Here is a 20447-nt window from a genome sequence, read left to right on the forward strand (position 1 = left end):
AGGCTAATTATTGCGGCGTTCAGCCTGGTTGCGGGCCTGTCTGTTTTCTCCCGGTGTGCTGCCGCTCCTGCCCGGTGAATCGCTGCTCTGGCCGGGTGCGTTTGCACTGTTTCCGCGAGAGCCGCCGGAGAATCTTTCTCCCGCATTGCCGACAGCATTGCCGTTGCCCGGATTGTTGGGAACGCCAGCGCTCGCAGGCGCACCGCCAGATTGCGCCGCCGGTTCTGGCGAACTGGAAACGGAATTGCTCGGCTCTGAGCTATTCGAACCAGGGCTGTTCGGCTCGGGGCTGTTCGGCTCCGGGCTCCTCCGCTCGGGGCTGTTCAGGTTCTCGGTTGGTTGTCGCGGACTGAAGAGGGCGCGGAAAATGTTCCTGGGTTGCTGCTCGGGAACCCGATCGGGTGCCAGTCTTGCATTTTTCACGGTGCATCCAGATCCGCGCTGCCTGAACTGTCTGTTCAGGTTCGACTCATTTACGAGTAGCGGAAAGAGTGACTTCGACCGATTTCTGAGTGCATCCGAATTCAGCCGATCCTGTTTCACCCCGCGCCGACCGATAAGGACATAGTCACACCGGTTTCGGACCAATTGACAGCGCCCGCTCCTGTCGCATGCGTTGATCGCACCGCGCAACAGGGCGACATTGGTTCCCTGAGGCGTGATTGTCACATCGAAAGCCGTGCCCCGCACGCCGATCGTGCCATTCGGTGTCCGTATGCTGTAGGCGGAAGACTTGCTTCGCCCGCTGATGAAGCGGAAGGCGCCGCGCGTTGCACTAACAGTAAGCTTGCTAACAGTCTGACCCGTGATCACGAAGTCATCGATCTTCACATCCGCATTGGGACCGACAACAATCTTGGTGCCGTCGATCAGCCGGATCTGTGCGTTTCCGCTGGAATTGGCACGCAACCGGTCGTCCCTGAAAATGGATGTGTTTGATGCCAAGATGCGGGGGTCACTTCCCCCCGTCGCTTTGACGGTCTTTCTTGCATCAACGGTTATGCCAACCTTGTCGGCCAAGGACACCGACGAATAAAAGATGGATAACGATAAAACTATTAAAACCGGGGCAAACCTCATAGCTCCCACTCCGGCCCGACCGATGAGATCTTACCACATCCTTAACCAACAGACGAATCGTTTCCGATTTCTCGGTTCAAACATTGTTCTTTTTGTCAAGGTCTATTTTTCTCAGAAACGCGTATTCTGGCGTAGAGTGGACACCAGACATGGGAACGGTGTCGCGGCTCCCGAACAGCACTGTCGGTCAGGGGCATGCCGGTGGGAAAGACGCTTTTCAACTTGCTACGCAACAGGCACGTTTTCGTCCTGGGTCTGACGCTGATCCTCCTTTTCGGCGCCCGTGAACTACGCCTGTCCGATCCCCCGTTCATAGCGTCCCTGCGCTGGATCACCTTCGACACCTATCAGCGTTTCAAACCGAGGGAGGCTTTGGGGCAACCGATACGGATCATCGACATCGACGAGAAGTCGATAGCGCAGCTAGGCCAATGGCCGTGGCCGCGTACCCAGATTGCCAAACTTCTGGAGCGTATTCAGAACCTGGGAGCTGCCTGCGCCGCCTTTGACATGGTGTTTTCCGAGCCCGACCGGACAGGACCGGCGGGGTTCTTGCGGGAACTGGAAGAACGCGGTTGGCCCGGCCGCGACGAGATCAAGCCACTGCTCTCGGGAATACCCGACAATGATGCTGTTTTCGTTCAGTCAATGGCCGGGCTGCCGACGATCCTCGGGTTTTTCAACGAACCGAGATCGGCAATGGGACTGCCCGATGCCAAGGCTGCCTACGTCGTCCTCGGGGAAGATCCGACACCGCTCCTTGACCCGATCAGAGGCAGCGTGATGAGCCTGCCGCCCTATCAGGCTGTCGCGGAGGGAAGTGGTACGATTTCCCTTGGGCAGGCGGATTCCGACGGGGTGGTGCGCCAGGTTCCAATGTTCATCGCCAGCACGAACGGTGAAATATATCCGGCCCTGGCACTTGAGACGCTTCGTGTCGCACTTGGCGACAAAACCTTTGTTCTCAAGACTTCGGAAGCGAGCGGCGAGTTCAGTGCAGGAACACTCGCCATGACCGAATTCAAGGTTGGAGAGTTCCAGGTTCCGGTGACGGCCAATGGCCATCTGCTGATCTATTATTCGCGCAATGACCCGTCTCTCTATCTTTCTGCGAGGGATCTTCTGAACCTGTCCGACGAGGAGCTGGTCCCCCTGATCGAGGGCCACATCATCCTCTTCGGATCGTCGGCTGCCGGATTGCGAGACATCAGGCTCACGGCTCTCGGCGAGAGCGTTCCGGGTGTTTTCATGCATCATCAGATCATTGATCAGATCCTGTCGAATACGTTTCTCAACCGTCCCGACTGGGCGACAGGAGCCGAAATCGCGGCGTTGTTCATCGTGACGCTCATTATCGGTGCCATATTGCCGTCAACAGGCGCGATCCCGTCGGCTGCCGTTGGCGCCGTCCTGAGCGCGGCAGTTAGCGGCGGAAGCTGGTTTGCCTTTTCCAGCTATGGCCTCCTTCTGGATCCGGTCTTCCCCATGCTGGTTTCCGGGCTTATTTTTCTCCTGACCACAATCTTGATGTTTGCCTTCGCGGAGCGGGAAAAGCGGTTTGTCCGAAGGGCCTTCCAGTGCTATCTCGCACCGGACTTGCTCAGAAAGCTGGAGGAACAGCCTCACACGCTGCGTCTCGGAGGCGAAATCCGCGACATGACGATGATGTTCATGGACGTGAGGGGGTTTACGCCGATATCCGAAAAGCTGCCTCCCGAAGACGTGGTCGCATTCCTGAACCGTCTGCTGTCTCCACTATCGGAATGCATCCAGAAACGGGAAGGCGCAATCGACAAATATATTGGCGATTCAATCATGGCGTTCTGGAACGCGCCGCTTGACGTTGCCGATCATCCGGTCAAGGCCGCCCATGCTGCGCTGGACATGATAAAAATCGTCAAGGAACTCAACGACCGGGATGCCTTCGGCTTCAAGTCCGGACCCCATAAATTGGGCGACATCCGCATTGGCATCGGCCTGAACAGTGGACCTGGTTGCGTTGGCAACATGGGCTCGAGTTCGCGGTTCAACTACTCGGTCATCGGTGACGCCGTCAACGTTGCTTCCAGAGTCGAGACAGCCTGCAAGCAGGTCGGCTGGCCTATTTTGCTGACGCAGACAACTGCAACCGCGTGCAAGGCCATGGCACTTCTGGAAGCAGGGTCGATTACACTCAAGGGCAAGGCTCAGCCGGCAACTCTCTATGCGCTTGTCGGCGATGAGACACTTGCCCGAACGAAAGAGTGGCAGGCATTGGAAAGGCGGCACAGGGAACTTATCGAAGAACGCACGCGCGGCGCCAGTCGCGCAGAAATCGAACGCCTTGTGAACGCCTGCCTCGCGGTGGCTCCGGTCGACTTGAACGCCTTCTACGACAGTTTCATGCCGTCTCCCATCATCGATGGAACTTGCCGGAGAGTAATGCCTGCAGTGCATTCTCGCAGGATGCATGCGAGGTAAAGCGCCGCCAGCCACACGCTCGGTTCCGGCGGCTTCAGGCGACAGCCACCAAATGCCGGTCGCCGACATCATGGTAACGCACCCGCTCGACCGATTGCCCAAGCGGCAACACCGGTGAGGGGATTTCGCCCGTCGGCACATCGAAAACGGTGCGCCGGCGCTTGGGATCAGGGATCGGCACGGCCTTCAACAGTCGCTTGGTATAGTCGTGCTGCGGGTTTTCGAACACCTGACGGCGTGTTCCCATCTCCACGATCTGGCCGAGATACATGACCGCGATCCGATGCGAGACCTGCTCGACAACCGCCATGTCGTGGGAAATGAACAGGTACGAGAGGCCGAGATCCTCCTGCAGTTCCTGCAGAAGATCCAGAACACGGGCCTGCACCGAAACATCGAGCGCCGAGACGCTTTCATCCGCGACAATGACCTTGGGCGAAAGCGCCAGTGCGCGGGCAATACAGATGCGCTGGCGCTGGCCACCGGAGAATTCGTGGGGATGCCGGGTGATCACATCGGCCGGAAGGCCGACCCGGTCGAACAGCGATGCCACCTTGTCCTTCAGGTCCTTGCCCCGCGCCAGACCGTGGATCACCAGTGGTTCGCCGACGATTTCGCCGACTGTCATGCGTGGGTCGAGGGAGGCATAGGGATCCTGAAAGATCATCTGCATGTCGCGCCTGCGGCGCTGCTGTTCCTGTGCGCTGCCGATGCCGACATGCTGGCCGGCGACCCGGATGCTCCCTTCCCAGGGCACCAGGTTCATGAGCGCCTTGCCGATGGTGGACTTGCCGCAGCCGCTTTCTCCGACGAGGCCAAGGGTTTCCCCGGGTGCCAGCGTGAAAGAAACGCCTTCGACCGCATGAACACGGGATGTCACCCGATTGAGCAGGCCGCCATGCAGGTCGAAGCGGACGACAAGGTCTTCCACCTCGAGGACCGGTGCTTCGGGCTGGTCCTTTTTCCGGGCCGCACTGTCGACACCGGTCATGGCGCCAAGCTTGGGTACGGCCTCCAGAAGGTGCCGTGTGTAACTGTCCGCCGGACGTTCGAACACGTCGGAAGCCGTGCCGCTTTCCACGATGTTGCCGTGGTTCATGACGATCACCCGGTCGGCCATTTCGGCAACGACGCCCATGTCGTGGGTGATCATGATTACCGCCGTGCCGAAATCGCGCTGCAAGTCGCGGATCAGCTGCAGGATCTGTGCCTGGATCGTCACGTCGAGCGCCGTCGTCGGCTCATCGGCAATCAGCACCTTCGGATTGCAGGCCAGCGCCATGGCGATCATCACCCGCTGGCGCATGCCGCCGGAAAGCTCGTGCGGATATTGTTTCAGCCGCCGTGCCGGCTCCGACAGACGCACCGATTCCAGCATTGCCAGTGCGCGCTTGTTCGCTTCACTACCCGTTACATCCTGATGCGCCAGGATCGCCTCACGCAACTGTCGGCCAACCGTCAGCACGGGATTGAGCGAGGTCATCGGCTCCTGGAAGATCATGGCAATATCGCCGCCGCGAATGCGGCGCATGGCGTCCTCGGGAAGCTTGATCAGGTCCTTGCCCTGAAACAGCACCTCACCACCGGAGACCCGGGCCATCGGCTCCGGCAGAAGTCCCATGATGGAAAGAGCCGTGATCGACTTTCCGGATCCGGATTCGCCCGCGATACAAAGGGTTTCACCGCGCTTCAGGTCAAACGACAGGCCCTTGACCACGGTCTTGCGGCCGGAAGGAGTCGCGACGTCCGTGCGCAGATCTCTTACGGAAAGAACGACGTCTTCGGCAACGGCTACATGGTCTGACTGGCTGGACATCCGGACGCCCTGGTCTTTCTTGAACTCTGGAAAACGGGCGGCGGCGGTGACCGCCGCCCGGCTGCGTTACTGAAGCACGACTTTCGGGAAGTAGAACGAGACCACCCAGTTGGGCATATCCACGATTTCCGAAATCCGGAGATCGCCGCAGACCGAACACAGCATGTAGGCATCGACCGCGCTGTAGCCGTGACGGGCACACAGGAGGTCGATCATGTTGGAAACGGCTGCCTGGGCGCCTTCGAAGAGATCGCTGCCGATACCGGTGGTGACTTCGTAGCCCATCTCGTCGAGATGACGGGTCACCGGGCCCGGGGTTTCGAACCGTGGCATCTTGAGATTGGCCCCCTTGATCAGGTCCAGCTCGACCACCGTGTTCATCGGGCTTTCGATCGCGGTTCCGCAGACCTCGCCATCGCCCTGCGCCGCGTGGGTGTCGCCGATGGAGAACAGGGCTCCGGCAACTTCCACCGGCAGGTAGAGCGTTGTTCCGGCGGCAAGGTCGCGGATATCAAGATTGCCACCGACCCGCCGGGGCGGGACGATGGAATGAAGACCCGCTTCCGCCGGAGCGACACCGATGGTACCGGCAAAGGGCTTCAACGGCACCTTGCCAAACGGGACAAACGCCGAGGTTCCCAGCTTGTCCTTGTCATAGGACCAGATATGCAGGGCCGGATCCTTGAACTGGTCCGCCAGCAAACCGAAACCCGGAATGTTGGCGGTCCAGCCGAAGCCGGAGGGTTTGAACTCGTGGATCTTGACCACCAGCGCATCGCCCGGCTCGGCCCCATCCACATAGATGGGGCCATTGACCGGATTGATCTTGCCGAAATCCAGAGTCGAAACATCCGCGACAGTGCTTTCGGGCGTGAGCTGCCCGGCCGAACTGTCGAGACATTCGAATTCCAGCACCGTGCCCGGTGCCACCGTTTCGGCCGGGGCATTTGAGTTGTCCCAGCCGAAGTGGTGCTGTGCCGCGTGGATCGTGTAAGCGGCCTTGCAGTTACTGCACATCTTTCGCCCAAACGTAGTCGTAGTTGACAGGAATGTGGACCGGATCGACGAAGATGGCATCGGGGCCACCCAGCCGCTCGGACCGCATCGTGAAACGCTGCTCGTGGAACACCGGCGCCCAGGCCGCGTCGTCCATCACCGAGATGAAGATCTTGCGCCAGGCTTCCTCACGCTCGGCCTTCTTCGCCGGGTCGGTGATACTGTCGGCAGCAGTGGCCTGCTTGTCCAGCTCCTCGTTGCAGTACCAGGACCAGTTCCACCCGCCCTTGACCGCGCCGGCACAGCCCAGGATCGGGCCATAGAAGTTGGACGGATCCGGGAAGTCGGCGATCCAGGCCATGCCGCCGGACCAGATCATCGGTGCCTGGTCGGGCTCGCCGCCGGCCGCGATCACGTTAGCCTGGGCCAGTGCCTTGATTTCAGCCTTGATGCCGATTTCGGCAAGGTCGGCCTGGATAGACTGGGCAATGCGCGGGTTCGGGTCGGTGTTGTAGACATAGAGTTCAGTTTCGAACCCGTCAGCCAGACCGGCCTCGGCCAGAAGCGCCTTGGCGGCTTCCGGGTCATAAGCATACCCTGTGTACTCGTTGTCATAGCCCGGCATGGTGGGCGGCAGCGGCTGGTTTGCCGGGACTGCGCGGCCGTTGATGATGCGCACGACGCGATCCTTGTTGATCGCCATGTTGACGGCCTTGCGCACCTCCAGCTTGTCGAAGGGCGGCATCTTCACGTTCATGGTGACATAGCCGGTGTGCAGCTGGCCACCTTCGATGATCAGGTCCTTGTATTGCGGGTCCTTGGTCACTTCCAGGAACTTCGCCGGGGGAATGCCATCGCCCGGAATATCGGCTTCGCCGCGTTGCAGGCGCAGGAGCGCAACCACCGGCTCCTGGCCGACTTCAAAGGTGATTTCGTCAAGCTTGGGAACGCCAGCGCGCCAGTAGTCCTCGTTGCGCTTGAACACAAGGCGCTGGCCGAGCGTCCATTCTTCCAGCGAGAACGCACCGGTGCCGACCGGATGCTTGCCGAAGTCGGCGCCAAATTCCTCCACGGCCTCTTTCGGCACGATGGACGAGAAGTTGATGGCCATCACGTGCAGGAAGGTCGCATCCGGACGGGACAACTCGATCTTGACGGTATAGGGATCGACGACGGTGACACCTTCCAGGCTGGTGGCATCGCCCGCAGCCACGGCATCAAAGCCCTTGATGGAGCCGAAGAAACCGGCGCCCGGGCTCTGGGTAGCCGGATTGGTGACACGGTCGAGAGAATATTTGACGTCTTCCGCGGTCATCTCGCGGCCGTTGTGGAACTTCACACCTTCACGCAGCTTGAAGGTGAAGACCGTGCCGTCATCGGAAATCGTGTAGTCCTCGGCCAGATCCGTCATCAGGTTGGTGGTGCCGGGTTCATAGTCCATCAGGCCGTCGAACAGGCTCTTGATCATCGACCAGTTCTGCCAGTCGTAGCCAATTGCCGGGTCAAGCGTCGAAACGTCATCCTTGTACGTGACGATCATCGATCCGCCCTGCTTGATGTCGTCCGCCAGAGCGGATGCCGATGTCAGGGCGGTGGCGGCGAGAAGGGCGGCAGCCCCTGCCAATACTGTCTTCTTCATAGTCCAACCTCCGGTTCTTACGGTGATGTGCCGGGCCGCTCTGAGGGCGGCTTCCCGGCGGTTGCCGCGCGTCAGCGCAGCTTGATCCTCGGATCAATCAGGGGGGCGATCAGGTCGGCGAGGAAATTGCCGAGCACGATCGCGAATGCGGACACGAGCGTGACGCCCATGATGATGGGAATGTCGACCCGCTGGATGGCTTGCCAGGCGAGCTGGCCGATGCCCGGCCAGCCGAACACGCTTTCAACCACCACGATGCCGCTCATGAAGAGGCCGATATCGATCCCGATCATGGCGATGATCGGCAGCAAGGCGTTGGGAAGGGCATGGCCGAACAGGACCTGCCAGCGTTTCAGGCCTTTGGCGCGCGCCGTGCGGATGAAGTCCTGGCGCAGCACGTCGATCATGGACGAGCGCATCATGCGCGAGTACCAGCCTGCGCCCAGGAACCCGAGGGTCAGCGACGGCAGCACCATGTGCATGAAGGTGCCGTAGCCGCCGATTGGGAACCAGCCGAGCTGCACCGAAAAGACATAGAGCAGCAGGATGCCGATCACGAACTGGGGCGAGGACACCCCGACGAAGGAAAGGACCATGAGGCTCGTATCTGTCGCCGTATTGCGGCGCAGGGCTGCGACGAGCCCCATGGTAAGTCCGATCGCCAGTTCGCAGACGATGGCGCCGACCATGAGAAGAAGCGTTGCCGGCAGACGCGACCAGATGAGCGCGCCGACTTCGGTCTTCTGCAGGTAGGAGCGGCCGAGATCACCCTGCAGCAGTCCGGTGAGATAGCGGAAGTACTGCTGGTAGAACGGCAGATTGAGGCCAAGCTGCTCGCGAATGTTCTCGACCGTCTGCGCGGTGGCGCTGCGGCCTGCGATCTGGCGGGCCGGATCGGCCGGGATCAGATAGAGCAGAATGAAGGTCAGGAAGGTGATGCCGATAAGGATCAGCACGGACTGGAACACCCGGCGCAGAATATAACCGCCCATGATCAGTGCCTCCCCTTCTGTGTCGGATCGAGCACCTCACGCAGGGCGTCGCCCAGCAGGTTGAAGCCCAGCGCCAGCGCGATGATGGCGACACCGGGGAAGAACACCAGCCAGGGCGCCGAGGTGAAATAGGTCTGGTTTTCGTAGATGATGTTGCCCCAGGAAGGGGTCGGCGGCTGTACGCCGATGCCGAGATAGCTGAGCGTTGCCTCCAGCAGCACGGTCGTCGAGATGCCAAGCGTGCCGAAGACGACGATGGTCGACAGAAGATGCGGCAGGATATGGCGGAACAGGATACGGAAGAGGCCTGCGCCCATGGCCCGTTCGGCCAGGATGAATTCGCGCTCCGACAGTGACCTGGTTTCGGTATAGACGACACGCGCCATCTGCACCCAGTTGACCATGGCGATCACCATGGCAACGATCCAGAGCGATGGTCTGAACAGGGCCGCCAGCGTGATGGCAAGCAGCAGCGCCGGGAAGGCCATCATCAGGTCGGTGAAGCGCATCAGCACCGTTTCCACCCAACCACGGAAAAAACCGGCGAGGATGCCGACAAAGGCACCGACCGCAACGGCGATCCCGTTGGCGACAACCCCGATGATGAGCGAGGTCTGCGCGCCGTAGATCAGACGTGACAGGAGATCGCGCCCGAGCAGATCCGTGCCCAGCCAGAAGGTTTCGCCCGGAGGCAAGGGCGCGCCCTCCAGGGTCAGCCCTTCGAAGAACTGTTCCGCCGGGTCGAAAGGCGCGACAAAGGGAGCAAAGACTGCGGCCCCGACGATTACACCGACCAGCGCCAGGGCAAAGACGGCGAGTTTCCTTTCCAGGAGACGACGCCAGACGCCTTTCGGTATCTCGGGTGCGGCGGTTTTCACGGTGTCTGGCATCGCTTCAGGCTTCACGTCGGCCGGCATTCTGCCCTCCTGAACGCGCCAGCAGATCAAGCGCAACGTCTTCCATGGTTTGCCGGCTCGCCATCGCCATGTCCTGAAGAAGTTTGTAGGCGGTATCGGCGTCGCTGCCCTGATGCTGCATCAGGAGCAGGATGGCTTCGGCCACCTGAGGCCGACAGGCAAGGCGGGCTTCCAGTTTCGCGATCCTTTCCTCCGATGCGCGGCGCATGGCAAAGGTTCGCGTGGCAACGACAAGCGCGCCGTAGACACCGCTGGAGGCGATGGGCTTGCTCAGATGGGCAATGGCACCGCGCCGGATGGCCCATTCGACCCGCCCGGGGGCCTCGCTGCCCATCAGCGCGATCATCGGCATCGGGTGTTCTTCAACCGGCCAGGGGAACTGGGCATCATGACCGGCGTCGGCGTCGAAGATCACAAGATCGGCTTGCCTTGCTTCCTCGGGAAGTTCCGGCCAGGCGGTCGACACCGCAATGCCGAGACGGTCGAGCTGCCGGCAGACGGCATCCCTGTCGGAATGCGGCTTGTGCAGCACAGTCGCGGACCAACCGCGAAAACTCGGTGTGCGGAACAGGCTGCTCATGATGACACCAGCCTCAGTCTCGGCGAATTGCCGTTGTCCGGTACCGGTGTATCACCAGATGTACCGGCGTTGCTTTCCAGCGGGTCATAGTGAACCAAATAGGGATCCGGCGCCAATGGGCCGGACGTCTTTTCGATGATGCGGAACCGGGAGCGGATGCGCTCGGGCCCGGTGGTTTCCACCACCGCGATCAACGGCTGCAGGTAAGCGTGCTGCGTTTGCGGATCGATCCGGATGTCGCGCAACGGCGTCCGGTGCGGCCGGCGGCACAATTCCGCCAGGACATGATCCGGTGCATCCGAACCACAGGCCTCGATAGCGCGGGCGAGCAGCCAGACGGCCTCATAGGGTCCGACAAACATGGATGAAATCGACGCATCCGGGCCGCGCAGGCCCTCCAGCCGGCTCAGGAAATCCTCGTTTTCCGGCGTGTCCAGCGTTTCGAAGTATGTCGAGGTGGACACAAGACCCTCGGCGGCAGCCCCCAGGATCGGCAGCTCGGCTTCCGTCAGATTGCAACTGAGGATCGGGCAGCGGTTCGGCGCAAAGGCGGGATCTTCCTTCGCAAGCCTCTTCATGGCGCGCAGGAAGGCGTAGCTGCTTTCGCCGATCAGGTTGTTGAAGATGAAGTCCGGCCGTTTTTCCCGGATTTCAACGATCAGATGGTCGATGTTCTCGTCGCCGATGGCGACATAACGCTCGCCCAGAACTTCGCCGTCACACCCGGCCAGAAGTTCGCGGGCGATGCGGTTGGTTTCCCAGCCCCAGATGTAGTTGGACCCGAGAAGGAAAGCGCGGCGGCCGGATTCCGGAACGATGTGGCGGAAAAGCGGAACCACGCCCTGGTTCGGGCAAGCGCCTGTGTAGACCACACGATCGTGGCTTTCGAAGCCCTCATAGGGCGTGGTGTACCAGAGCAGCCCGCGGCCACGCTCCATCACCGGCAAGACTTCCTTGCGGGAGGAGGAGGTCTGGGTGCCGATGATGTGCCGGCAGCCGGCCTCCCGCATCATCCTGTCCGCTTCCACGGCGTAGTTTTCGGCAGAGCCCTTCGGGTCACCATCCACGCGCAGGAAACGGAAATCGAACAGGCCGGAAGCGTTGATTTCATCGATGGCGATCCGGGCACCCCAATAGCCTTCCTGCCCGATCGCGGCATAGGAACCGGATTTCGAAAACAGAACGCCAACAGGTATTTCACCAAAGGCCATGTATTACCCTGCCCTTCAGCCGAACGATGCAAACCGCGGGGGCTGAACATAAAAAAACCCCGACCCGCAGGTGGTCACCTGCGACAGATCGGGGCGCAATTGCCATGCGGCTGAACGATTGCCGCTATTTCGATATCAGGATCGCCGAAGAAAAAAATCTTGTCAATCGCCGCAAAGCTCAAAGATCAGCCACGCATAAAATTTCGCCACAAATGACGACGGCGACAAACGGCTTCCTATGAACCAATTTCAGGAGTTTCGCCAACCGGGAGCCAAAGCATCAAAAAGCACTCTTTTTCTTGAAAAGAATGACAAATTTTCTCCCGAACTGAGTAACAATCAACCCCATGAGGAAGGGGATGCAATACAAAATTTCGCCTCAGGAGATAACCTGACGAAAATAGCGGAACCGATTATAATTTGTTCCCCAGCACAAATTTCAGGCAAGCACCTCGCAAAGCCTTTTCGCAAAGGTGTCCCCTTCAGGCCTTATTGAGGTTTTTCTTCATATTCTACAGATGTTTACACAATGACTGACTGAAGCCTTGCCTTTAAATTCCTGAACTCTCAAACCCGGTCTGAAACTCGTATCGGGCACATCTTGGCAAAATGCACTACTTGCACAGCTAAAAATATCGCGCCAATAATGCGACCAATTCAAATTGGTTCGAATTGGTATGGCATGAGCGGCACCGACAAACCTTCGCAGCGCAACTCCAGCATGGCCTTGGAACGACTTCGGATCATCGTGGACCAACTCACGGCTGAGGGCGCGGAGCAGCTTCCCACCGAGCGTGAATTGTCCGAAACCATCGGTGTCGGCCGCAGGGCCGTACGCCGGGCGCTGGAAGTGCTTGAAACCGAAGGCAAGATCTGGCGCAGGCAGGGAGCGGGAACCTTCATAGGCAGCGAGCCTGCACAGCCGGAAAAGCAGATCCTGTCGCTGCACGAAAACTCCAACATGCTCGAGGTCATGGAAGTCCGGTTGCAGATCGAGCCGGTGCTGGCCCGGCTGGCCGCGCTGCGCGCCGCGCCTTCCGATATTGCCGCCATGAGCGACCTTGCGGACCGCGTCGGCAAGGCCGAGGACATGGACAGCCGCGAACTCTGGGACAGCGCCCTGCACCGGGCCATTGCACGGGCAGCACGCAACACGTTGTTCCTGGCACTTTTCGACGTTGTGGACCGGGTCCGGCAGGACACCGCCTGGCGCCATGTGCGCGAAGCGTTGAGAACCGACGATGCCCTGACGCTGTACCGGGCGCAGCATGTCGACATCATCGCAGCCATTGCCAACCGGGACCCAATCGCCGCGGAAAAGACCATGCGCGCCCACCTGCTGGCGCTGCAGGAGCGTCTCCTTTTCCAGAGTGCAAGCGAGGCGGCAAATGCCGACTGAGGCCCCCGTTCTTGAGGTTCAGGACCTCTCGCTCCGTTTCAAGGGTGCCCCGGCAAACATCGTCGATGGTCTGTCCTTTGCCGTCCGTCCGGGCGAAACCCTGTGCATCGTCGGAGAAAGCGGCTGCGGCAAGTCGGTGACCGCCTTGTCGCTGATGGGCCTGCTGCCCCGGGGTGTTGCCAGGGTCATGTCCGGCACGGCAACTTTCGCGGGGCAGGACCTTCTGGCCCTGCCAGAGCGCGCTCTCGCCGACCTGCGCGGCGACCGTATTTCCATGATCTTCCAGGAGCCGATGACCTCGCTCAATCCGTCTTACAGGATTGGCGACCAGATATCGGAAATCGTGCTGCGGCATCGCCCGGTGAACCGTGTGCAGGCCCGCGCAAGGGCGCTGGAAATGCTGGAGCGGGTCAAGATTCCGGCCGCTTCCAGCCGGCTGGACGATTACCCGCATGAGCTTTCCGGCGGTATGCGTCAACGCGTCATGATTGCCATGGCACTTGCCAACGACCCGGTTCTGCTGATCGCCGACGAGCCGACCACCGCGCTGGACGTAACCATCCAGGCTCAGATCATCGACCTGATCGAAGACCTGCAGAAGGAGAGCGGTACGGCGCTGATCATGATCACGCATGATCTGGGCGTCGTCGCCGAAATCGCCGACCGCGTCTGTGTGATGTACGCGGGGCGCGCGGTGGAGGAAGGCCCGGTCGCCGCAATTTTCGACGATCCGCAGCACCCCTACACCATCGGCCTGATGAGCTCCGTGCCGTCGGTCGGGCCCCGGTCCGGCAGGCTGGCAACCATTGGCGGCATGGTGCCTGCCATCGACAACATGCCGTCCGGGTGCCGGTTCACACCGCGCTGCCCCTTTGCCGGAACCGGTTGCGAAACAACGCCGGCACTTGTCGAACTTGGCCCATCTCACCGGGCCGCTTGCCATTACGCCCCCTTGGAAAGCGCATTTGCGGAGGCTGCCGGATGAGCCTGCCAACCCGGGACAAGATCATCGAGACGCGCGCCGTCACCAAGCGTTTCGGCGGCCGCAAGAGCCTTTTCAAACCGGCAACCTCGGTCAGTGCCGTCAACGGTGTATCGCTGACCATCAAACGTGGAGAAACCTTCTCCATCGTTGGAGAAAGCGGCTGCGGAAAATCCACGCTGGCACGTCTTCTCGTCCGCCTGCTGACACCGTCGGACGGTGCGGTTCTTTACGACGGCAACGACATTTCCGCCCTGTCCGAACAGGAAATGCGCCGGTTGCGGAAAGACCTGCAGTTCGTGTTCCAGGACCCGTTTTCCTCTCTCAATCCGCGCATGACCGTGGGTGCGCTGATCGAGGAACCGATGAAGGTTCACATGGCGCTGACCCGTACCGAAAGGCGGCAGAAGGTCGCCGAGCTTCTGAACAAGGTCGGTTTGCGTCCAGCCTTTGCCAACCGCTATCCGCACGAGTTTTCCGGCGGCCAGCGCCAGCGCATCGGCATTGCCCGGGCGCTTGCCAGCGGTCCCAAGGTGATCGTCGGTGATGAACCCGTCTCGGCACTGGATGTTTCTGTGCAGGCCCAGGTCATCAATCTTCTGGAAGACCTGAAGTCGGAATTCGACCTGACGCTGATCCTGATCGCCCACGATTTGGCGGTCATCCGCCACATGAGCGACCGGGTGGCTGTCATGTACCTGGGCGAAATCGTCGAGTTGGCGCCGAACGATGCGCTCTTCGACAAGCCGTTGCATCCCTACACCCAGGCCCTGATGCGCGCGATCCCGATTGCCTCACCCCATGGGCGGTCGATGAAGGCCGCTCTCCTGGGCGACGTGCCCTCGCCGCTGGATCCGCCTTCAGGCTGCCGTTTCCATCCGCGTTGTCCGCACGCAACCGACCTTTGCAGCCGGGAGAAACCGACGCCAGCCAATGTCGCGGGTGACCGGACCGTCGCCTGTCACCACTGGGAAAAGATTGCAGACGATGCCCAGCCCCCGGTTCAGGAACCGCCAAGGAGCCCCAATGCGGAAAAGCGCTTCGCGCTGTTCCGGACCCGAAGTCAACAAAAAGAGCCGACGACGGCCGCAAGACCATAAATCGAGCCCTTCCGAGAGGAGTACAAACATGCGTAAGGATTTCCTTGCCGCGCTGCTGCTCAGCGCAACGACCCTGGCCACGGCCGCCCAAGCCGCCGATCTTCGTATCGGCCTGCAGGACGATGCCGATGTGCTGGATCCCGATCAGTCCCGGACCTTTGTCGGCCGTATCGTCTACACCTCGCTGTGCGACAAGCTGGTGGACATCACCCCGGATCTGGAAATCATCCCGCAGCTGGCCACCGGCTGGACCTGGTCCGACGACGGCAAGGTTCTGACCATGGACCTGCGCGAAGGCGTGACCTTCCACGACGGCACGCCCTTTGACGCGGAAGCGGTGAAGGCCAACATCGAGCGCTCGAAGACCCTTCCGGAAAGCCGCCGCAAGAGTGAAGTCAAGTCCATCGAAGGCGTGGAAGTTTCCGGCCCGCTACAAGTCAAGATCAGCCTCGCCTCGCCGGATGCAACGCTTCTGGCCCAGTTTGCCGACCGCGCCGGCATGATGGTTTCCCCGACCGCCGCAGAAGCCGCCGGGGCCGACTTCGGCAACAACCCGGTCTGTTCCGGCCCGTTCAAGTTCGTTGAACGCGTCCAGCAGGACCGCATTGTTCTGTCCAAGTTCGACGGCTACTGGAACAAGGATGCCATCAACTTCGACACAGTCACGTTCCTGCCGATCCCCGATACAACCGTGCGTCTCGCCAACCTGCGCTCCGGCGATATCGACATGCTTGAACGCCTTGCTGCAACCGACGTCGCCTCGGTAAAGGGCGATGCCAACCTCGGCTTCGCGGAAGCCGTCAGCCTTGGCTACCAGGGCATCACGGTGAACCTCAACAACGGCGAGAAGGGTGACAACCCGTTCGGCAACGAGCCGAAGATCCGCCAGGCCTTCAGCCTTTCGCTCGACCGTGACGCGATCAACCAGGTTGTCTTCGAAGGCGCCTTTGCACCCGGCAACCAGCCGTTCCCGCCGACCAGCCCCTGGTACGACAAGGACTATCCGGTTCCGGCACGGGATGTCGAAAAGGCAAAGGCCCTGCTGAAGGAAGCCGGTTATGACAGCCTCGACGTCGAAGTGCAGGTGGCCAACAACCCCGTGCAGACGCAGATGATGCAGGTTGTTCAGTCGATGGCGGCGGAAGCCGGTTTCAACGTCAAACTGAAGTCGATGGAATTCGCCAGCCTGCTGGCGGACCAGTCCGCGGGCAACTACCAGGCAAGCCAGGTGGGCTGGTCGGGTCGTGTCGATCCGGATGGCAACATCCACCAGTTCATGACCTGCAAGGGCGGGATCAACGATTCCAAGGTCTGCATTCCGGAAGTCGACAAGCTGCTGGACGAGGCGCGGCAGAGCAATGACACCGCCACGCGCAAGGCCAAGTATGACGCGGCACGGGATATCCTGATCAACGAATTGCCGATCGTCTATCTCTACCACCCGACCTGGATCTGGGCCCTGTCCGGCAAGCTGGAAGGCTTCACCGCCTATCCTGACGGCATGATCCGCCTCGAGAACGTCAAGTTCAAATAACCAGACGCATGACGGGACCCGGCTCTTGCCGGGTCTCGTTCCAAACGGATTTTGCCTGAATGCTGTCCTACATCGTACGCCGGCTGCTCATCGCCATCCCGACGCTCATTCTGGTCTCGGTCTTCGTGTTCGTGCTGCAGAAACTGCTGCCCGGCGATCCGGCGCTCGTGCTTGCCGGTGAAGAACGCGATCCTGAAGTGCTGGCGTTCATCCGCGAGAAATACCGGCTCAACGACCCGATCCTCTACCAGTATTTTTCCTGGATGAAGGCCATGCTGCAGGGCGATCTCGGCATTTCGCTGCGGACCAACCAGCCGGTGACGCAGCTTATTGCCGACAAGCTGCCGGTCACGATCCAGCTCGCGGTAATGGCGATGGTCATCGCCTTTGCCATAGGCATTCCGGCCGGCATCCTGTCCGCGGTGCGCAAGGGAACCGCCGTGGACTACATCGCCAATTTCGTGGCGCTGTCCGGCCTTTCCATCCCGAATTTCTGGCTCGGCATCATGCTGATCATGCTGGTCTCCGTTCACCTGGGCTGGCTGCCGGCCTCCGGCTATGAATCGCCCTTCGTCGATCCGCTGAAATCACTCCAGACCATGATCATGCCAGCCTTCGTGCTGGGCACAGCACTGGCGGCCACGTTGATGCGGCACACCCGCTCGGCCATGCTGGGTGTCCTGAAGGCCGACTATGTCCGCACCGCCCGTGCCAAAGGTCTTCGAGAGAACGTGGTTATCCTGAAACACGCGTTCCGCAACGCGCTTCTGCCCATCGTCACCCTGAGTGCCCTGCTCTTCGGCGAATTGCTGGCAGGAGCGGTGCTTACGGAACAGATCTTCACCATTCCGGGCTTCGGCAAGCTGATCGTCGATGCGGTCTTCACTCGCGATTATGCCGTCGTCCAGGGGATCGTCATGTGCACGGCTGCCGGCTTCATCCTGATGAACCTAATTGCCGATGTTCTCTACTTCCTTCTCAACCCGCGCATGAGGAGCAGCCTGTGAGCGCCGTGACCACCGCCGCAGACCCGGCCGAGGAAACCATCCGCCTCGAAAGCCGCGCCTGGAAAAAGCTGAAGGCGAACAAGAGCGCGCTGTTCGGTTTCATCATCGTCGCCTTTTTCATCGGCATAGCGGTTGCCGCGCCGCTGCTGCCCATTGCGGACCCGGCCGCAACCAGCTGGAGCGCCGTGCGCAAGGCGCCATCCGCCGCCCACTGGCTCGGCACAGACGAGATCGGCCGGGACATTCTCTCGCGCATGATCTGGGGCGCGCAGGCCTCGCTGATGGCGGGCGTCGTGTCCGTGCTGATCGCCGTGCTGATCGGCGTGCCCTTTGGTCTTCTGTCAGGCTATTTCGGTGGCTGGATCGACCAGGCGATCTCGCGCGTCACCGATGCGCTTCTGGCAACGCCCTTTCTCATTCTGGCGATTGCGCTTGCCGCGTTTCTGGGGCCGAGCCTCAGCAACGCCATGATCGCCATCGGCCTGTCGGCCATGCCGATCTTCGTGCGTCTGACGCGCGGCCAGGTGCTGTCCGTCAAGACGGAAGACTATGTCGAAGGGGCACGGGCCATCGGGCTCAGCCATTTCGCGATCATGTCCCGCTACATCCTGCCCAACGTGTTTGCTCCGGTTCTGGTTCAGGCGACCCTGACAGTCGCCACCGCGATCATTGCCGAAGCGAGCCTTTCCTTCCTCGGCCTCGGCCAGCAACCTCCCGCACCGAGCTGGGGTTCCATGCTGAACGTTGCCAAGAACTTCATGACCCAGGCGCCCTGGATGGCCTGGTGGCCGGGTGCGGCGATCTTCCTGGTCGTTCTCGGTTTCAACCTGCTTGGCGATGGCCTGCGCGACGCTCTCGACCCGCGCGAAAGCTGACCCGTTTTTTAAAACCCAAAGAGTAACTCATGCCGACTTTTACCACCCGCCCCGAAATCACCGGCACCTTCGGTGTCGTCACTTCCACCCACTGGATCGCAAGCGCCGTCGGCATGAGCATCCTGGAAAAAGGCGGCAATGCCTTTGACGCCGCCGTTGCGACCGGGCTTGTGCTGCAGGTTCTTGAGCCGCATCTGAACGGCCCTGCCGGCGATCTGCCGGTGATCTTCCACAAGGCCGGAACCGGCGAAACCAAGGTTGTCTGCGGCCAGGGACCTGCCCCGGCTGGAGCCACCATCGATCATTACAAGGCGGAAGGGCTGGATCTCATTCCGGGCAACGGCCTGCTGTCGACCGTCATTCCGGGTGCCTTCGACGGCTGGATGCTGATGCTGCGCGACCACGGCACGTTGAGCCTGCGCGATGTGCTGGAGCCTGCGATCTATTACGCTGAAAACGGCCAGCCCATGTTGCCGGGTGCAGCAGCAACCATCGGCGGGCTGAAGGACTTCTTCCAGAAAGAATGGCCGACGTCCTTCGAGACCTGGGTACCTGCTGGAAACGTGCCGGAAGCCGGCGAGATGTTCAAGAACCCAGTTCTGGCCCAGACCTGGACCCGGCTCTTGAGCGAAGCGGAAAGCCAATCCGGCCGCGAGAAGCAGATCGACGCGGCGCGGGACTGTTTCTACCGCGGCTTCATTGCCGAGGAGATTGCGGCCTTCCTGGAAACCGCCGAGGTGATGGACGGCTCGGGCACCAAGCACAAGGGTGTGCTGACCGCGGACGATCTGGCGACCTGGAGTGCGACTTACGAAGATCCGCTCCTGAGCGACTATCACGACTGGACCGTTGCCAAGACAGGTCCGTGGGGACAGGGCCCCGTGCTGCTGCAGGCGCTGGCGCTCCTGAAAGGCTTCGACATCGGCGCGATGGACCCGGCTGGTGCCGACTTCGTCCACCATGTGACCGAAGCCATGAAGCTCGCCTATGCCGACCGCGAGGTCTATTACGGCGATCCCGCTTTTGTTGACGTTCCGATGAGCACGCTGCTGTCGGACGACTACAACGATGCGCGGCGCAAACTGATTTCCGACACCGCGTCCTTCGACCTGCGCCCCGGCGTTCTGCCGGGCTTTGAGGATCAGGTGGCTGCCAACATGGCCGTGATCGATCGCGCAGGCATTGCCAACACGGGTCTTTACGAACCGACGATGGCGCATCTTTCCGAGCGGCGGGGCGACACGGTTCATCTCGACATCATCGACCGCTGGGGCAACATGGTTGCCGCGACCCCGTCCGGCGGCTGGCTGCAATCCTCTCCCATCATTCCCGCGCTCGGCTTCTGCCTGAATTCCCGCGCGCAGATGTTCTGGCTGGAAGACGGCCTGCCGACCAGCCTGGCGCCCGGCAAACGCCCGCGCACCACGCTGACGCCGAGCCTGGCCTTCCATGAAGGGCGACCGGCGATGGTGTTTGGCACACCAGGCGGCGACCAGCAGGACCAGTGGCAGCTTTCCCTGTTCCTGCGGCTGGTGCATCACGGCCTCAACCTGCAGGAAGCCATCGATCTGCCGCTGTTCCACACGACCCATTTCCCGACGTCGTTCCACCCGCGCCAACGCCAGCCGGGGCACGTGATGGCGGAAGGCAATTTCAGCTCCGAGACAATCAATCTGCTGCGGGCCCGCGGGCATTCGGTAGAGGTTTCCGGCAACTGGACCATCGGCCGGCTGACCGCCGCCAAGCGCAGCGCTGACGGCGTCCTGAAGGCAGCGGCGACCCCGCGCCTGATGCAGGCCTACGCGATCGGCCGATAGACGGCACAACAGCCCCGCCGATGCCTTGCACCTATCGGCACC

At 61.1% G+C, this 20447-nt stretch carries 16 protein-coding genes; 8 read left to right on the forward strand and 8 right to left on the reverse strand.

Features of this window, described 5'->3' with window-relative positions; genetic code table 11:
• Positions 1-3: 3 nt before the first annotated feature.
• Complete coding sequence (locus tag ACYQ6M_RS17025; protein WP_460074721.1) at positions 4-909, reverse strand: FecR family protein; 906 nt, start codon at positions 907-909, stop codon at positions 4-6.
• 372 nt (positions 910-1281) lie between these two features.
• Between ACYQ6M_RS17025 and ACYQ6M_RS17030 the strand changes: the two genes are divergently transcribed.
• Entirely contained in the window at positions 1282-3540 is a 2259-nt protein-coding gene (locus tag ACYQ6M_RS17030) for a CHASE2 domain-containing protein (RefSeq protein ID WP_460074722.1), read from the forward strand.
• 34 nt (positions 3541-3574) lie between these two features.
• On the opposite strand, the gene ACYQ6M_RS17035 is transcribed toward ACYQ6M_RS17030, so the two are convergent.
• The 7 genes from ACYQ6M_RS17035 to ACYQ6M_RS17065 form a co-directional block, all read right to left on the reverse strand.
• Entirely contained in the window at positions 3575-5356 is a 1782-nt protein-coding gene (locus tag ACYQ6M_RS17035) for an ABC transporter ATP-binding protein (protein ID WP_460074723.1), read from the reverse strand.
• Between the two features lie 66 nt (positions 5357-5422).
• Positions 5423-6373, reverse strand: coding sequence for an acetamidase/formamidase family protein (locus tag ACYQ6M_RS17040; protein WP_460074724.1), 951 nt, complete (start codon positions 6371-6373; stop codon positions 5423-5425).
• On the reverse strand, positions 6363-7991 hold the full coding sequence (locus ACYQ6M_RS17045) for an ABC transporter substrate-binding protein (RefSeq protein ID WP_022999314.1): 1629 nt from the start codon (positions 7989-7991) through the stop codon (positions 6363-6365). Before ACYQ6M_RS17045 ends, ACYQ6M_RS17040 begins: the two co-directional genes overlap by 11 nt.
• 71 nt (positions 7992-8062) lie before the next feature.
• Entirely contained in the window at positions 8063-8983 is a 921-nt protein-coding gene (locus tag ACYQ6M_RS17050) for an ABC transporter permease (protein WP_460074725.1), read from the reverse strand.
• Between the two features lie 2 nt (positions 8984-8985).
• Positions 8986-9873: an ABC transporter permease gene (locus tag ACYQ6M_RS17055; RefSeq protein WP_460075699.1), complete on the reverse strand. Its 888-nt coding sequence runs from the start codon at positions 9871-9873 to the stop codon at positions 8986-8988.
• Positions 9874-9877: 4 nt separating this feature from the next.
• A complete protein-coding gene (locus ACYQ6M_RS17060) occupies positions 9878-10480 on the reverse strand; it encodes an ANTAR domain-containing response regulator (protein ID WP_022999317.1) in 603 nt (200 codons plus the stop codon).
• Positions 10477-11691 carry a transporter substrate-binding domain-containing protein gene (locus ACYQ6M_RS17065; RefSeq protein WP_209170169.1) on the reverse strand — a complete coding sequence of 405 codons (1215 nt, stop codon included), beginning with the start codon at positions 11689-11691 and terminating at the stop codon, positions 10477-10479. The genes ACYQ6M_RS17060 and ACYQ6M_RS17065 overlap by 4 nt, the downstream gene beginning before the upstream one ends.
• 682 nt (positions 11692-12373) lie before the next feature.
• Between ACYQ6M_RS17065 and ACYQ6M_RS17070 the strand changes: the two genes are divergently transcribed.
• Genes ACYQ6M_RS17070 through ACYQ6M_RS17100 form a run of 7 tightly spaced genes read left to right on the forward strand, consistent with a single transcriptional unit; the run spans position 12374 to position 20405 of the window.
• Positions 12374-13090, forward strand: a complete 717-nt coding sequence (locus tag ACYQ6M_RS17070) for a FadR/GntR family transcriptional regulator (protein WP_460074726.1) — start codon at positions 12374-12376, stop codon at positions 13088-13090.
• Entirely contained in the window at positions 13080-14075 is a 996-nt protein-coding gene (locus ACYQ6M_RS17075) for an ABC transporter ATP-binding protein (RefSeq protein WP_022999321.1), read from the forward strand. Before ACYQ6M_RS17070 ends, ACYQ6M_RS17075 begins: the two co-directional genes overlap by 11 nt.
• Positions 14072-15172 carry an ABC transporter ATP-binding protein gene (locus tag ACYQ6M_RS17080; RefSeq protein ID WP_460074727.1) on the forward strand — a complete coding sequence of 367 codons (1101 nt, stop codon included), beginning with the start codon at positions 14072-14074 and terminating at the stop codon, positions 15170-15172. The genes ACYQ6M_RS17075 and ACYQ6M_RS17080 overlap by 4 nt, the downstream gene beginning before the upstream one ends.
• 28 nt (positions 15173-15200) lie before the next feature.
• Entirely contained in the window at positions 15201-16706 is a 1506-nt protein-coding gene (locus tag ACYQ6M_RS17085) for an ABC transporter substrate-binding protein (protein ID WP_055656829.1), read from the forward strand.
• A gap of 59 nt (positions 16707-16765) precedes the next feature.
• Entirely contained in the window at positions 16766-17713 is a 948-nt protein-coding gene (locus ACYQ6M_RS17090; protein ID WP_075284666.1) for an ABC transporter permease, read from the forward strand.
• A 5-nt stretch (positions 17714-17718) separates the two neighbouring features.
• The gene (locus tag ACYQ6M_RS17095) at positions 17719-18588 is read left to right on the forward strand and encodes an ABC transporter permease (protein WP_075284669.1); all 870 of its coding nucleotides are present in this window, start codon (positions 17719-17721) and stop codon (positions 18586-18588) included.
• A gap of 29 nt (positions 18589-18617) precedes the next feature.
• The gene (locus ACYQ6M_RS17100) at positions 18618-20405 is read left to right on the forward strand and encodes a gamma-glutamyltransferase family protein (protein WP_460074728.1); all 1788 of its coding nucleotides are present in this window, start codon (positions 18618-18620) and stop codon (positions 20403-20405) included.
• Positions 20406-20447 lie beyond the last annotated feature (42 nt).

It is taken from the genome of Roseibium sp. ROS1, assembly GCF_054658215.1.

What these genes read in the sequence shown, in the direction of transcription:
- ACYQ6M_RS17060 (WP_022999317.1), bottom strand. Translation starts at nt 10,480, where the DNA reads ATGAGCAGCCTGTTCCGCACACCGAGTTTTCGCGGTTGGTCCGCGACT.
- ACYQ6M_RS17090 (WP_075284666.1), top strand. Translation starts at nt 16,766, where the DNA reads ATGCTGTCCTACATCGTACGCCGGCTGCTCATCGCCATCCCGACGCTC.
- ACYQ6M_RS17050 (WP_460074725.1), bottom strand. Translation starts at nt 8,983, where the DNA reads ATGGGCGGTTATATTCTGCGCCGGGTGTTCCAGTCCGTGCTGATCCTT.
- ACYQ6M_RS17040 (WP_460074724.1), bottom strand. Translation starts at nt 6,373, where the DNA reads ATGTGCAGTAACTGCAAGGCCGCTTACACGATCCACGCGGCACAGCAC.
- ACYQ6M_RS17055 (WP_460075699.1), bottom strand. Translation starts at nt 9,873, where the DNA reads ATGCCAGACACCGTGAAAACCGCCGCACCCGAGATACCGAAAGGCGTC.
- ACYQ6M_RS17070 (WP_460074726.1), top strand. Translation starts at nt 12,374, where the DNA reads ATGAGCGGCACCGACAAACCTTCGCAGCGCAACTCCAGCATGGCCTTG.
- ACYQ6M_RS17045 (WP_022999314.1), bottom strand. Translation starts at nt 7,991, where the DNA reads ATGAAGAAGACAGTATTGGCAGGGGCTGCCGCCCTTCTCGCCGCCACC.
- ACYQ6M_RS17065 (WP_209170169.1), bottom strand. Translation starts at nt 11,691, where the DNA reads ATGGCCTTTGGTGAAATACCTGTTGGCGTTCTGTTTTCGAAATCCGGT.
- ACYQ6M_RS17075 (WP_022999321.1), top strand. Translation starts at nt 13,080, where the DNA reads ATGCCGACTGAGGCCCCCGTTCTTGAGGTTCAGGACCTCTCGCTCCGT.
- ACYQ6M_RS17100 (WP_460074728.1), top strand. Translation starts at nt 18,618, where the DNA reads ATGCCGACTTTTACCACCCGCCCCGAAATCACCGGCACCTTCGGTGTC.
- ACYQ6M_RS17085 (WP_055656829.1), top strand. Translation starts at nt 15,201, where the DNA reads ATGCGTAAGGATTTCCTTGCCGCGCTGCTGCTCAGCGCAACGACCCTG.
- ACYQ6M_RS17080 (WP_460074727.1), top strand. Translation starts at nt 14,072, where the DNA reads ATGAGCCTGCCAACCCGGGACAAGATCATCGAGACGCGCGCCGTCACC.
- ACYQ6M_RS17035 (WP_460074723.1), bottom strand. Translation starts at nt 5,356, where the DNA reads ATGTCCAGCCAGTCAGACCATGTAGCCGTTGCCGAAGACGTCGTTCTT.